11 protein-coding genes are annotated in these 13496 nt (G+C 64.9%); 7 read left to right on the top strand and 4 right to left on the bottom strand.

The window, feature by feature from the left end; all coding sequences use genetic code 11:
- The first annotated feature begins 2 nt into the window (after positions 1-2).
- Together VPH41_RS17735 and VPH41_RS17730 are read left to right on the top strand one after the other, a co-directional pair.
- Entirely contained in the window at positions 3-1580 is a 1578-nt protein-coding gene (locus tag VPH41_RS17735) for an FGGY-family carbohydrate kinase (RefSeq protein ID WP_328570966.1), read from the top strand.
- Between the two features lie 251 nt (positions 1581-1831).
- Positions 1832-4135 carry a TonB-dependent hemoglobin/transferrin/lactoferrin family receptor gene (locus tag VPH41_RS17730; protein WP_328570965.1) on the top strand — a complete coding sequence of 768 codons (2304 nt, stop codon included), beginning with the start codon at positions 1832-1834 and terminating at the stop codon, positions 4133-4135.
- 113 nt (positions 4136-4248) lie between these two features.
- Here the strand turns inward: VPH41_RS17730 and VPH41_RS17725 are convergent, their stop codons facing one another.
- On the bottom strand, positions 4249-5607 hold the full coding sequence (locus VPH41_RS17725; protein WP_328570964.1) for a diguanylate cyclase domain-containing protein: 1359 nt from the start codon (positions 5605-5607) through the stop codon (positions 4249-4251).
- A gap of 30 nt (positions 5608-5637) precedes the next feature.
- Here VPH41_RS17725 and VPH41_RS17720 point away from each other — a divergent pair, with 30 nt between their 5' ends.
- On the top strand, positions 5638-5922 hold the full coding sequence (locus VPH41_RS17720; RefSeq protein ID WP_328570963.1) for a hypothetical protein: 285 nt from the start codon (positions 5638-5640) through the stop codon (positions 5920-5922).
- A gap of 89 nt (positions 5923-6011) precedes the next feature.
- On the opposite strand, the gene VPH41_RS17715 is transcribed toward VPH41_RS17720, so the two are convergent.
- Positions 6012-7205 carry an aminotransferase-like domain-containing protein gene (locus VPH41_RS17715; RefSeq protein ID WP_328570962.1) on the bottom strand — a complete coding sequence of 398 codons (1194 nt, stop codon included), beginning with the start codon at positions 7203-7205 and terminating at the stop codon, positions 6012-6014.
- A gap of 176 nt (positions 7206-7381) precedes the next feature.
- Complete coding sequence (locus tag VPH41_RS17710) at positions 7382-8293, bottom strand: DMT family transporter (protein WP_328570961.1); 912 nt, start codon at positions 8291-8293, stop codon at positions 7382-7384.
- 134 nt (positions 8294-8427) lie between these two features.
- Here VPH41_RS17710 and VPH41_RS17705 point away from each other — a divergent pair, with 134 nt between their 5' ends.
- From VPH41_RS17705 to VPH41_RS17690, 4 genes are all read left to right on the top strand, one after another.
- Positions 8428-9846, top strand: a complete 1419-nt coding sequence (locus tag VPH41_RS17705) for an aminotransferase-like domain-containing protein (RefSeq protein WP_328570960.1) — start codon at positions 8428-8430, stop codon at positions 9844-9846.
- Between the two features lie 98 nt (positions 9847-9944).
- Positions 9945-11864, top strand: a complete 1920-nt coding sequence (gene htpG / locus VPH41_RS17700) for a molecular chaperone HtpG (protein ID WP_152282596.1) — start codon at positions 9945-9947, stop codon at positions 11862-11864.
- A gap of 149 nt (positions 11865-12013) precedes the next feature.
- Entirely contained in the window at positions 12014-12403 is a 390-nt protein-coding gene (locus VPH41_RS17695) for a hypothetical protein (protein ID WP_287778711.1), read from the top strand.
- Complete coding sequence (locus VPH41_RS17690; RefSeq protein ID WP_328570959.1) at positions 12400-12777, top strand: hypothetical protein; 378 nt, start codon at positions 12400-12402, stop codon at positions 12775-12777. The genes VPH41_RS17695 and VPH41_RS17690 overlap by 4 nt, the downstream gene beginning before the upstream one ends.
- On the opposite strand, the gene VPH41_RS17685 is transcribed toward VPH41_RS17690, so the two are convergent.
- Positions 12754-13485 carry an alpha/beta fold hydrolase gene (locus VPH41_RS17685; protein WP_328570958.1) on the bottom strand — a complete coding sequence of 244 codons (732 nt, stop codon included), beginning with the start codon at positions 13483-13485 and terminating at the stop codon, positions 12754-12756. The two genes, VPH41_RS17690 and VPH41_RS17685, sit on opposite strands and share 24 nt — an antisense overlap.
- Positions 13486-13496: the final 11 nt, after the last annotated feature.

The raw sequence follows: 13496 nt of genomic DNA, 5'->3' as shown, positions 1-13496 counted from the left end.
CCATGGCTGCCGCACAGGGCAATGGCCCGTATATCCTCTCCATCGATAACGGCACGCAAAGCGTGCGCGCGCTGCTGTTCGACCGCGACGGCACGCTGGCGGCCAAGGCGCAAGTCTTCCTCGAACCGTATTACTCCGAGCACCCGGGCTGGGCCGAGCACGACGCCGACGGCTACTGGCAAGCCGTGTGCGAAGCGTGCCAGCAGCTGTGGCGCGGCACGGACATCGCCAAATCCACGGTGGCCGGCGTGGCCGTGACCACGCAGCGCGGCACGGTGGTCAATGTGGACCGGGAGGGGCAGCCTTTGCGGCCCGCCATCACCTGGCTGGACCAGCGCAGCACGCGCCAGATTCCCCAGCTGGCGCCGTGGTGGCGCGCCGCTTTCCGCGTCACGCGCCTCGATGGCACGATTGCGTATTTCCGCCGCGAGGCCGAAATCAACTGGATCAGCGCGCACCAGCCCGACATCTGGCGCCGCACGCATAAATTCCTGCTGCTGTCGGGTTTTCTGAATCACCGCCTGTGCGGCAATTACGTCGATTCGACGGGTTCGCAAGTGGCGTACATCCCGTTCGACTACAAGCGCCACGCGTGGGCCGGGCGCCTCGACTGGAAATGGCAGGCGCTGGCGATTCAACGCGCCATGCTGCCCGAGCTGGTGACGCCGGGCACGCGCATGGGCGCCATCACGGCTGCGGCGGCCACGGCGACGGGCATCCCGGAAGGTACCCCCTTGCTGGCGGCGGCCGCCGACAAGGCGTGTGAAGTGCTGGGCGCCGGCTGCGTCGAGCCGCACGTGGCGTGCCTCAGCTACGGCACCACGGCCACCATCAACACGACCAACCGCAAGTACGTGGAAGTGACGCGCTTCATCCCCCCGTATCCGGCCGCCATGCCGGGCGCCTACAGCACGGAAGTGCAGATCTTCCGCGGCTACTGGATGGTCAACTGGTTCAAGGAGCAGTTCGGCGACCGCGAACGGGCGGCGGCCGCCGAAGACGGTACTGGTTTGTCCGCCGAGGCGTTGTTCGATCGCCTGGTCGAGGCCGTGCCGCCCGGTTCCATGGGCCTGATGCTGCAGCCGTACTGGAGCCCCGGCATCAAGGTGCCGGGACCGGAAGCGAAGGGCGCCATGATCGGCTTTGGCGACGTGCACACGCGCGCACACATCTACCGCGCCATCCTCGAAGGCCTGGCGTATGCGCTGCGCGAAGGCAAGGAGCGCATCGAGCAGCGCAGCGGCATTGCCATCACGGAGCTGCGCATCGCGGGCGGCGGCTCGCAAAGCGACGCGGCCATGCAGCTGACGGCCGACATCTTCGGCTTGCCCGCCGCACGCGCCCACGTGTATGAAAGCTCGGGCCTGGGCGCCGCCATCGCCGCCGCCGTGGGCCTGGGCTGGCATGCGGATTTCCCCGCCGCCGTGCAGGCCATGACGCGCAAGGGCAGGGTATTCCAGCCGCATCCCGAACACAGCCAGACTTACGAGCAGCTGTACCGGCGCGTGTACTGCAAGATGTATGCGCGGCTGCAGCCCCTGTACCGCGAGATTGCCGACATCACCGGCTATCCTGAATAACCAGCCATCAAATCGTATTGCGAATCATTCGCATTGGAGTTATGATGTGTTCCGCATTTCACTAAGGCAATATATCCCCGGTGAGTGCGCTACGCCGCCGGCCACGCGCCGGCGCGTTTTCGCGCGGGCAGAATGCCGCCGCCACGCTCCCTTCAACGCCGCCGCTTGATCGTGCACTGTCTGTTCCCTCTGCCCAGCATTTTTTCATTCCAGAAGCATGAAGTAGTGAGCAACCCCAGGCAAGGATAGCAATGAAGATCAGCAGCAAACAAGGATGGCGCGCCACGGCGCGTACGGGCGGATTGACGCCGATGGCCGCCGCGCTGGCACTGGTGCTGGGCAGCGTGGGCGGCAGCGCCTGGGCGGCCGACAAGGCCGGCAAGGACGACGCGGCAAACAACGACACGCAGATGCCCGCCATCAGCGTGTTTGGCGACGCCATCAGCGCCGGCACGGCCGGACGTTCGTACATCAGCAGCGCCGACATCGAACGCCAGCAAGCGGACAACGTGGCCTCGCTGCTCGACACCTTGCCCGGCGTGGACCTGGCCGGCACGGCCCGTCCCAGCGGCCAGAGCCTCAATATCTGGGGCTTCAATAAAGTCCAGGACGTGAAGGTCATCCTCGACGGCGTGCCCAAGGGGTTCGAAAAATACCGCCAGGGTTCCATCTTCATCGAGCCGGAACTGATCAAGCAGATCGAAGTGAACAAGGGTGCACATACCAGCCTGTATGGCAATGGCGGCTTCGGCGGCGTCATCACGGTCGAGACCAAGGATGCGCAGGACTTGCTGGAAGGCGGCGAGAACGTGGGCGCCATGGTGAAATATTCGCGCCACTCGAATAATGGGGAAAACGACGCCACCTTGGCCGTCTACGGCCGCACGGCCGATGGCCGCTTCGATGCGATGGCGTTTACCACGCAGCGCAAGTCGGACGATTTGCGCAAACCCGATGGCAAGCCTTTCCGCTTTTCCGCCATCGATGCGCCATCGAGCCTGGCGAAACTGAATATCCGGTTGACGCCGGAGCAGCTGCTGACCCTGACGGCGATGAAGAGCGGCAGCACGGGCTGGGGCCCGTTCGCCGCCATGGGCGAGGACGTGCCCACGCCGACCGAGGCGGAAATCAGGAAGTACGGGCTGGAAGAGGCGTGGCAGCGCAAGGCCGTCTACCGCGACCAGAACGACGACACGTATTCCGTGAAGTGGCAGTACGCGCCGCAGAACAACCCGTGGATCAAGCTGACGGCCAGCGCCGGCTATTCGCACACGGACCAGCATGACAAGCGCCTGCCATCGGCGTCGCTGGGTTCCTACCTGGGGTCGCTGGGCAACGAGAGCTGGGCTTCATATGTGGACCGCATCGCCGAAGTGCGCAACGAAAGCGTGTTTTCCACGGGCGCCGTATCGCACGTGCTGCAAACGGGCCTGCAATGGCACAAGAACGTGCGCGACACCCTGATGTACTACCCGTCGTCGACGGCGCTGAAGGACCCCACGTATAACTATGGCTATTTCCAGCCCTACTACATGCCAGCCGGGCGCCAGGAAACCACGGGCCTGTACCTGCAGGATGCGATGACCTATGGCAGCGTCACCCTGACGGCGGCGCTGCGCCATGACCGTGTCGTTTCCGAGGGCGTGCCGAACAAGGCGTCGCGCTACAACAGCCCGCTGCCCGAGGCGGGCCACGATTTCCGCGAAAAGGCGCACGAGGACTGGTCGCCCCGCCTGGGCCTGTTCTGGAAGGCGTCCGGCACGCTGGCGCTGTTCGGCGACTTGAGCCGCACCTGGCGCGCGCCGACGATCGACGAGATGTATTCGAATGAATACTATGTCTCGTCCAGGCTGGGTTCATCCACGCCGGGCACCAGCCGCGGCCTGGCCGTGGAGCGGGTGACAGCCGTGCGCATGGGCGCCATGCTGCACCACCAGAACGTGTTCATGGAACGCGACGACGTGCAGCTGCGCCTGACGGCCTACCGCAACAAGGTCAGCGACAACATCGGCCCGCGCCTGGGCATCCTGATCGAAGGCTATGTGCCGGGATCGGGCAAGGTGCCGCCGGCCCTGTCCGACTACCGCAACCTGGCCGGCTTCCATACGCAGGGCCTGGAAGTCGAGTCCTATTACAACTCGCCGCACCTGTTTGCCAGCGCCTCGCTGTCGAAGCAGCGCGGCACGCGCACCGGATCGCAGCGCGACCCGTGGGGCGCGGACGAACCCGTGTCGACGATTGCGCCGGACAAGCTGATGGCGGGCCTGGGCTGGCGCATGCCGGACCTGGGCGCCAGCATCGGCTGGCAGGGCCGCTTCGTGGCCAAACAGGACCGTGTCCTGCCGGTGGGCAATGTGTACCGCCTGCCGCCGTCGAAAGGCTATGCGCTGCACACCCTGTTCGCTGCGTGGAATGGCCGGCAGGGCATCTGGCGCGGCACGGAAGTGCGGCTGACGGTCGACAATGTCTTCAACCGCAATTACATGCCCTACCTGAGCGAGGCGGTGACGGGCGTGGGACGCAATGCAAAGCTGAGCGTGTCGAGGAAGTTCTGATTTGCGTCAAGAACGGCGGGCCGGAGACGCGGGCCTGAGAAAATACCGATGGCAGCGTTGCAGCTCCTTGCACTCGCTATTTTTCAGGTCCGCTTGGCCCGGGCCCGACAACATCATCGCAGCACCAGCGCCTTGACCGTCTCCCAGGCCGTGCTGCCCGACTGCATGGCCCGCACCTGGTTGCGGCCTCCTTCCTTGGCCGCGTACAGGGCGCGGTCGGCGGCGACGAACAGGGCCTTGCGGTCGTCCAGCTGGTGCGGCTCGATTGTGGCCACGCCGATGCTGACGGTGATCCACGGCGAGGTGCTGGAGCGCGGGTGCGGCAGTTGCAGCGCTTCGATGTGCGTGCGGATGGCCTCGGCCAGCAGCATGGCGCTGCCGGCATCCGTGTCGGCGAACAGCAGCACGAACTCCTCGCCGCCGTAGCGGGCCGCCAGGTCGCCCGGGCGCGCGGCGTGCGAATCGATGGCTTGCGCCACCTGCTGCAGGCAGCTGTCGCCGGCCGGGTGGCCCAGGCTGTCGTTGTACAGCTTGAAATGGTCGACGTCGAGCACCACCAGCGACAGGGCGCTGCCGCCGCGCACGGCGCGCTGCCACTCTTTTTCCAGGAAGCTGTCGAAATGCCGGCGGTTGGCGATCTTCGTCAGCGGGTCGAGATAGGCGGCGCGCTGCAGCGCGTCTTCCGACTGCTTGTGGTGCGTAATGTCGTGCAGCAGGCCGATATACAGGGGCTGGCGCAGATACATGGGTGTCAGGGTCAGGTCCATGCTGAGCGCCTCGCCGTTGCGGTGGCGGATGGCCACTTCGCGCGTGCCGTGGTTGTGCGCCGTCTCCGGGTTGGCCGCGTACATGGCGAAGTAATCGAGGTACTCCTGCGTCACGAGAGGGCTGAGCAGATCGGCGATGGAGCGCCCGGCCAGTTCGTTTTCGCGGTAGCCCAGGTACTGGTCGCAGGCGGGATTGGTGTACTGGATGCGCCCGTCGGCCTCGATGATCAGCAAGCCCTCGGCCATGTTGTTGACGATGGTGCGCAGGCGTTCGGCCTGTTCCTGCTGGGTTTCATTGTTGCTGCGGATTTGCAGCTGGGCGCGCACGCGCGCGCACACTTCGGCCATGCGCAGCGGCTTGCCGATGTAATCGACGGCGCCGCAGTCGAAGCCGGCCACCACGTCTTCCGTCTCCGTCTTGGCGCTCATGAAGATGACGGGGATGCGCTGCGTCAGCGGGTGCTGCTTGAGACGGCGGCAGGTTTCGATGCCATCCATGTCCGGCATCAGCACGTCGAGCAGGATCAGGTCGGGATGGGCGCGCTGGGCGATGGCCAGCGCCCGTTCGCCGGACGTGGCGACATAGGTTTGATACCCCTGTTCGCTCATCAGCTTGCGCAGCAGCTCAAGGTTGGCCGGCGCATCATCGACAATCAAAATGGCGGCTACGCGCCGCTGGGAATGCCCCACACTGCCTGGACTCATTGCTTCCGGCCTTCTCGGATGTATTCTGCGATGCCAGCATTTGCTGCACTTTCGGCGCTGCCGAAGCCCCGCATGCCGTGGCCGCCGCGGATGGCGGCAGGCAGGGTGGCAGCGGGAGTGTGGCCCTGGCCGCAGACCGCGGACCGTGAGCGCATGTACACGTGCAGTCAAAGGCTGACCGGGTTCAAATCTGATACAGCGCTCAAATCATACCGCTTTGCTAATTTTTTGGGTGAAAAATCGCTGCCGAACGAGGCGATGAAATATTATTTTTATGCTACTTTTAAAAATAAATACACGAAGTTGCAGTCGTGAACGCGGATTTTAGGCGGAAAAGATGCGTGCCCGTTGACGCCCGGGCAGCAGGGATGCGCCCCGCGGGATGCGGGGCGCAAGGGAGGCAATTACATTTTTGCGGCGATCAGTTTGCCCAGGATGGCGATGCCTTCGCGGATGCGTTCCGGCGGCACCGTCACGAACGACAGGCGCAAGGTGTGCGTGTCCGGCGTGTTCGCGTAGAACGGCGCGCCCGGCACGAAGGCCACCTTGTTGGCGATGGCTTCGTCGAGCAGTTGCATGGCGTCGATGTGTTTCGGCAGGGTGACCCAGATGAACATGCCGCCTTCCGGTTTCGTCCAAGTGACGCCGGCCGGGAAGTGTTCTTCCAGCGCCGACAGCATGGCCTGGCACTGGTTGCCGTAAAGGCTGCGGATGCTGGGGATATGGCGGTCCAAGAAGCCATCCTTGATCACTTCATGCACGACCATCTGCGTCAGCTGCGAGGTGTGCAGGTCGGCTGCCTGCTTGGCCAGTTCCAGGCGGCGCACCAGCGGCATCGGCGCCACCACGTAGCCCAGGCGGATGCCGGGCGTGAGCACTTTCGAGAACGAACCCATGTAGATCACGCCGTCCGGATTCATGTTGATCATCTTCGGATACGGCTCGCCGCTGTAGCTGAGGGCGCCGTATGGATCATCCTCGATCAGGGGCAGGCCGTGGCGGGCGCAGGTTTCCACCAGTTCCACGCGGCGCGCCACGGACAGGCTGCGGCCCGTGGGGTTCTGGAAGTTCGGCAGCGCGTACAACAGGCGCGCGCCCTCGGCGACGGGGTTGATCGACGACGGCACCAGGCCTTCGTCATCGGTATCGACGGAAACGAATTCGGGACGGTAGACGGAAAACGCCTGCAGCGCGCCCAGGTAGCTGGGGGTTTCCACCAGGACCTTGCTGCCTTCGTCGATCAGGACCTTGCCCAGCAAGTCCAGCGCCTGCTGCGAGCCGGACGTCATCAGCACCTGTTCCGGCGCGATGGTGCTGCCAGCGCTGGAGAGCGAGTCGGCGATCCACTGGCGCAGCGGCAGGTAGCCGTCGGTGGGGCCGTATTGCAGGGCCACCTTGCCATTGTTCGACAGGACCTTGTCGAAGGCCGTCTTCATTTCTTCCACGGGGAAGGTGGCGGGCGAGGGCAGGCCGCCGGCAAACGAGATGATCTCGGGACGCTGCGTGATCTTCAGGATTTCGCGGATGAACGAGCTTTGCAGCTGTTCCGCGCGTTCGGCAAAGCGCCATTGGATCGGATTCGGATTTTCAATTTTCATACGAGTCTCACAGAAGATGCCGAGCTGCGCCGGCTGGATTTGTTGGCCCGCTTGTGGCGGTGCGTGCGCGAGCGGCGCCGGATAGGCGCCGCCAAGGTGCTGCGGTATTGTACGGCTTGCACGCCGCTCTGCCCATCCGCACGCGCAAGGGCGTTGCAAATGGGCGTCAAGCAGCGTTACTTCAGCTTGCGTCCGATCGCCACCACGGCGATCACGGCGCCGGCAAACAGCAGGCTGGCGCCTTCGAGCGGCTCGTGCAGCAGCACGGCCGCGCCCACCAGGGTGAGGAAAGGCTGCAGCAGCTGCGTCTGTCCCACGCGGGCCACGCCGCCCAGCGCCATGCCCCGGTACCAGAAAAAGAAACCGATAAACATGGAAAACACGGAGATGTAGGCAAAGCCCAGCCAGGCCGCGGCGCTGGCCTGCGCCATCAGCGCGCGCTGCGGCCAGGCGCTCCACAGCACCACGGGCAAGACAAAAGGCACGGCCAGCAGCAGCGCCCAGGAAATCACGTGCTGGCCCGGCATGGCTTGCGCCAGGCGCCCCCCTTCCGCGTAGCCGAGCGCGCCCAGCAGCACGGCGGCGAACATCAGCCAGTCGGCCAGGTGGAAGCTGCCGCCGCCCTGGCGCAGGGCGAAGGCCACCACCAGCGCCGTGCCGAGCAGGGCCATCAGCCAGAACGCGGGGGACGGGCGTTCCTTGCCGCGCAGTACGGCAAACACGGCCGTGGCCAGCGGCAGGATGCCGACCAGCACGGCGCCGTGCGAAGCGGGCAGGCTGCGCATGGCGATCGACGTCAGCCAGGGGAAGCCCAGCACGCAGCCCAGCGACACGAGCGCCAGCGGCAGCCACTGCTCGCGCCCCGGCAGGGGCGCGCGCTGGTGCCAGAGCCACAGCCCGGCCAGGCTGGCGGCCACCAGGGCGCGGCCCAGGGCGACAAAAGTGGGGTCGAGTTCGGCCACGGCCAGGCGCGTAAACGGCAGGGTCAGGCTGAAGAGGGCGACGGCGATCAGGCCCAGCAGCAGGCCTTGGCGGTCGGCGCCAAGGCGCAGGGAGTGGCTGGAGGAAGTGCTGGCGTGCGATGGCATGGGTATCCTGGTGCGGGTGGCATGGGTGAAGGCGGCGGGGTGGATGAATGCGCCCCATCCTGCTATCCTAGAGCCGAATAGCAATACAGTACAAATACACTTCCACGCATAATTTCACATACTGTCATGGTCAAATGAGTCATACACTTCCTTTGCTGTCGCGCGCCTCGGGCGAAACCCTGATCGACCAGATCGCGCGCTCGCTGGCGGCGCGCATCGACGACAAGCTGCTGCGCGGCGGCGCGCGCATGCCGTCAATCCGCCAGTGCGCCGCTACGCTGGGCGTGTCGTGCGCCACGGTGGTGGCCAGCTACGACAAGCTGGTGGCGCGCGGCTATCTCGAATCGCGGCGCGGCGCCGGCTTTTTCGTGCGCGAGCGTTCGCCCCTGAATACGCCGGCGCCGCCCGCTGGCGTGCTGGATGCGGCGGCGCAGCCGATGGACGTGGTGTGGCTGATCCGTAATATGTTCCGCCAGACGCCGGCCATCCCCGCGCCCGGCTCCGGCATGCTGCCTGCCGAATGGCTCGATGGCGACCTGGTGGCGCGCGCTTTGCGCGACGTCAGCCGCCAGCCCGGCAATTTGCTGCTGGGCTACGGCGCGCCGCAGGGTTTCCTGCCGCTGCGCCAGCAGTTGCAACTGAAGCTGGCGGAGATGGAAATCGCCTGCCCGCCCGAACAGATCGTCACCACGGTGGGCGTGATGCAGGCGCTGGACCTGGTGGCGCGCGAGTTCGTGCGTCCCGGCGAAACGATTTTCGTCGACGATCCCGCGTATTGGCTGATGTTCGGCGCGTTTGCCGCCATGGGCATGCACGTCATCGGCATCCCGCGCCTGGCCGACGGCCCCGACATCGCCGTGCTGGCCGAGCTGGCGGCGCTGCACCGCCCCAGGCTGTACGTGATCAACTCGGTGCTGCACAACCCCAGCTCGACGTCGCTGTCGGCGGCCAAGGCTTTCCAGGTGCTGCGCCTGGCCGAACAGCACGATTTCCTGCTCGTCGAAGACGATATTTATTGCGACATGCACCCGGGCGGCGCCGTGCAGCCGGCCACGCGCCTGGCTGCGCTGGACCAGCTGCGCCGCGTGATCTACCTGGGCGGCTTTTCCAAAAGCCTGGCGGCGAACCTGCGCGTGGGCTTCATCGCCACCTCGCCGGAGCGGGCGCAGCGCCTGGCCGACCGCAAGATGCTGGCCACCTTGACCACCAGCGACATCGGCGAGCGCGTGGTGTATAAAATCCTCTCGCAGGGGCTGTACCGCAAGCATGCGGAGCGTCTGCGCGCGCGGCTCGACAAGGTGCGCGAGGGCACGTACCGCAAGGTCGAGCAGGCGGGCCTGCGCTTCGATCCTGCGCCGGCCGGCATGTTCGTGTGGGCCGATGCGGGCTGCGACACGAATCTGCTGGCCGAAAAGGCGCTGGCCGAGGGGCTGGTGCTGGCGCCGGGCAGCCTGTTTTCCCCGCGCCAGCTGCCGTCGACCCGCATGCGCCTGAACCTGGCCACCGTGCAGGATGAGCGCATCTGGGCATTCCTGGGCCGCGCACTGCGGTAAACTGGGCATTTCATGACATTCGGCAGGGGCTCTTGAAATCGCCTGTAGCATCCCCAACTCCGTAGAATCCGTCCCATCCACAAGACTATGAGGTAAAAATGGCTGTCTCCGAAAAGCAAACCCTGGGTTTTCAGACCGAAGTGAAGCAGATGCTGCACCTGATGATCCATTCCCTGTACTCGAACAAGGAAATCTTCCTGCGCGAATTGATCTCGAACGCGTCCGACGCGGCCGACAAATTGCGCTTTGAAGCGATCGACAACGACGCCCTGTACGGCAACGATCACGAATTGAAGATCAAGGTCAGCTTCGACAAGGATGCGCGCACCATCACCATTTCCGACAACGGCATCGGCATGACCCGCGACGAGGCGATCTCGCACCTGGGCACCATCGCCAAGTCGGGCACCAAGGAATTCTTCGGCAAACTGTCGGGCGACCAGCAGCAGGACGCGGCCCTGATCGGCCAGTTCGGCGTGGGCTTCTATTCCGGCTTCATCGTGGCCGACAAGATCACCGTCGAAACGCGCCGCGCCGGCGTGGACGCCTCCGAAGGCGTGCGCTGGGAGTCAAGCGGCGAAGGCGATTACAGCATCGAATCGATCGACAAGCCATCGCGCGGCACGGACATCATCCTGCACCTGCGCGAAGGCGAGGACGAGTTGCTGTCGAGCTGGAAGATCAAGTCCATCATCCGCAAATATTCGGACCATATCTCGCTGCCGATCGTGATGCAGAAGGAAGAGTGGGACGAAGAGAAAAAAGAAACCGTCCTGAAAGACGAATTTGAAACCGTCAACCAGGCCAGCGCCCTGTGGGCCCGCAACAAGGCCGACATTACGCCGGAACAGTACGACGAGTTCTACAAGCATGTGTCGCACGACTTCCAGGCGCCGCTCACGCACACGCACAACCGCGTCGAAGGCCGCAGCGAATACACGCAGCTGCTCTACATCCCGGCCAAGGCGCCGTTCGACATGTGGGACCGCAACAAGCGCGGCGGCATCAAGCTGTACGTCAAGCGCGTCTTCATCATGGACGATGCCGAGCAATTGATGCCGACCTACCTGCGTTTCGTGCGCGGGGTGATCGACTCGGCCGACCTGCCGCTGAACGTATCGCGTGAAATCCTGCAGGAATCGCGCGACGTGAAAGTGATCCGCGAAGGCTCGACCAAGCGCGTGCTGGGCATGCTGGAAGAACTGGCGAACGCGGACGAGCAGGACAAGAAAGACAAGTACGCCGTCTTCTGGAAGGAATTCGGCCAGGTGCTGAAAGAAGGCATCGGCGAAGATGCGGCCAACAAGGAACGCCTGGCCAAGCTGCTGCGCTTTGCCTCGACGGCCAACGACAGCGACGAGCAAATCACCTCGTTCGCCGATTACGTGGCGCGCATGAAGGAAGGCCAGGACAAGATCTACTACGTCACGGCCGACAATTACGCCGCCGCCAAGAACAGCCCGCACCTGGAAATCTTCCGCAAGAAGGGCGTCGAAGTGCTGCTGCTGACGGACCGTGTCGATGAATGGATGCTGTCCTTCCTGCAGGATTTCGAAGGCAAGGAACTGGTCTCCGTCGCCAAGGGCGGCCTGGACCTGGGCGCGCTGGAAGACGAAGCGGAAAAGAAAGAGCACGAAGAAACGGAAACCTCGTACGCCGACCTGGTGGGCAAGATGAAGACCGTGCTGGCCGACAAGGCCAAGGACGTGCGCGTGACGTTCCGCCTGACCGATTCGCCAGCCTGCCTGGTGGCCGATGAAAACGAATTGTCGGGCAACCTGCTGCGCATGCTCAAGGCTGCGGGCCAGAGCGCGCCGGAATCGAAGCCGATTCTGGAAATCAATCCGAACCACCCGCTGGTGACGCGTTTGAAGTATGAAGACGCGGAAGGCGGCAAGTTCGGCGACTGGGCCAACATCCTGTTCGACCAGGCCATGCTGGCCGAAGGCGGTTCGCTGGCCGATCCGGCCAGTTTCGTGAAACGCCTGAACGAATTGCTGCTCAATACGGCGAAGTAATCTCCTGACCGCAAACGTCGGCAAGCCGGCCCTTTCCTCGTGAAAGGGCCGGCTTTTTTTTATGCTACAGTGCGCGATTATTTTATTTTATGGAAAAAGCAATGGCGCATTGCCCGGCATGTGACAGTTCCAACGTTCAACGCCTCTCCATGGTGCATGCCTCCGGCATTTCCGGCACCTCTACCCATATATCGGGCAGGATTGATGGTGATTTCATCCATGGCCATGCGCATACGCGCAGCCAGACCTTGCTGTCGCGCCAGGCCGCCGGGCCGACGATGCAGACCCACCAGAAGGCAGGGCTGATCGTGCTGGGCGTGATCATTTTTGTCATCGCCGCCGTCGTCTTTTACCAGGCTGGCGCAAATGGCCTGTTCTGGATCTTCGTGGCAGGGGGCGTCGCGTCCATCGCCTTGTCGCAAACGACCTTCGTCGCCAATTGGGACAAGGAGGCCGCCGCCCTGCAGGACAAATATGCGCGCACCTTCATGTGCCATGCCTGCGGCCACCGCTTCGTTCCCGTACTCAAGCAGCCATGAAAATCCGTTTGATGGCGGGCCTGGGCGCGCATGCGCTGGGCTGCCTGCTGTTTATCGCGTTGAGCTGGCTGGGATTTTTCCTGTACACGCAGCTGTTCGGCAGCCTTGGTTCGCGCGGCGTGGCGGGCGGCCTGGCCTTGCTGCTGGTGTTTTACGTGTATGCGGGCACGAATCTGCTGCTGGCGCTGCTGCCGCCTGGCAGGATGAAAGCGCTGCTGTGCGGCTTGCTGGGTGCGGCCGTGCTTGCGTACCTGCTGCCCCAGCATCCGCTGCGGGCCATCTACTTCAGCGTGCTGTCGGGCGGCTTGAGCTGGCTGGCCGTGCTGGCCAGCGCGCGCCTGAGCGTGCACCTAAGCGAGCGTCTGCGCAGCTGACAGGCCCTCGATAAAGGCGGCGACGGCGCCGGCTGCCGCTGCCGGCGCCGCCTGCAGCAGCATGTGCGGCGCGGCGATATCGGCCAGCTGCGTGCCCGGTGCCAGGCGCGCGATGTGCAGCGCATTGGCGGGCGGCACCAGGCGGTCGTGGCGGGCGCGCAGATACAGTACGGGCAGGCTGCCGCGCGCGAAGCTGCGCGAGGCGTCGGTTTCCAGCACGGCGCGCAGGCGCTGGCGCAGCACGCCAGGGGGCACCTGCGCCAGCGCCGCTGCCAGTTCCGCCTGCAGTTGCGGCGTGGCATAGGGCGCCAGCAGCGCCTGGCGCAGGGCGAAGCCGGGCAGGGCGCCAAAGGGGACCAGGTCCAGCAGGTGGCGCAGCGGCGCCAGCATCGGGCGCGGATTGCGCACGAACGAACAGCACAGGACCAGGGCCCGCATGCCGGGCGGCGGCGCGGCGCGCAGGGCGGCGCCCAGCGGTCCCGAAAACGATTCGGCCAGCACCACGAAAGGGCGGTCGCGCGGCAAGCGCTCGCGCACGAACGCTTCCAGCGCCGCGTAGTCCAGCGGTACGGCCGGGTAGGTGATGGCCCGGATGCCGATGGCTGCCTGCGCGTGCAGGGCGGCCTCAAAATGCCGGAACAGACTGGCCGTACCATCCATGCCGGGCAGGAGGACAAGCAGTGTCGGGGCAGGGGGAGAGATCGTCATTGCGGCCATCA

Source organism: Janthinobacterium sp. P210006 (assembly GCF_036231885.1).
In the GTDB taxonomy this organism is placed as follows: domain Bacteria; phylum Pseudomonadota; class Gammaproteobacteria; order Burkholderiales; family Burkholderiaceae_D; genus Janthinobacterium; species Janthinobacterium violaceinigrum.
This window is presented reverse-complemented; position numbering and strand designations above follow the sequence as displayed.

Excerpts from the sequence above, each read along its gene's own strand:
- VPH41_RS17735 (WP_328570966.1), top strand. The coding sequence starts at position 3 with ATGGCTGCCGCACAGGGCAATGGCCCGTATATCCTCTCCATCGATAAC.
- VPH41_RS17730 (WP_328570965.1), top strand. The coding sequence starts at position 1,832 with ATGAAGATCAGCAGCAAACAAGGATGGCGCGCCACGGCGCGTACGGGC.
- VPH41_RS17725 (WP_328570964.1), bottom strand. The coding sequence starts at position 5,607 with ATGAGTCCAGGCAGTGTGGGGCATTCCCAGCGGCGCGTAGCCGCCATT.
- VPH41_RS17720 (WP_328570963.1), top strand. The coding sequence starts at position 5,638 with ATGCCAGCATTTGCTGCACTTTCGGCGCTGCCGAAGCCCCGCATGCCG.
- VPH41_RS17715 (WP_328570962.1), bottom strand. The coding sequence starts at position 7,205 with ATGAAAATTGAAAATCCGAATCCGATCCAATGGCGCTTTGCCGAACGC.
- VPH41_RS17710 (WP_328570961.1), bottom strand. The coding sequence starts at position 8,293 with ATGCCATCGCACGCCAGCACTTCCTCCAGCCACTCCCTGCGCCTTGGC.
- VPH41_RS17705 (WP_328570960.1), top strand. The coding sequence starts at position 8,428 with ATGAGTCATACACTTCCTTTGCTGTCGCGCGCCTCGGGCGAAACCCTG.
- htpG (WP_152282596.1), top strand. The coding sequence starts at position 9,945 with ATGGCTGTCTCCGAAAAGCAAACCCTGGGTTTTCAGACCGAAGTGAAG.
- VPH41_RS17695 (WP_287778711.1), top strand. The coding sequence starts at position 12,014 with ATGGTGCATGCCTCCGGCATTTCCGGCACCTCTACCCATATATCGGGC.
- VPH41_RS17690 (WP_328570959.1), top strand. The coding sequence starts at position 12,400 with ATGAAAATCCGTTTGATGGCGGGCCTGGGCGCGCATGCGCTGGGCTGC.
- VPH41_RS17685 (WP_328570958.1), bottom strand. The coding sequence starts at position 13,485 with ATGACGATCTCTCCCCCTGCCCCGACACTGCTTGTCCTCCTGCCCGGC.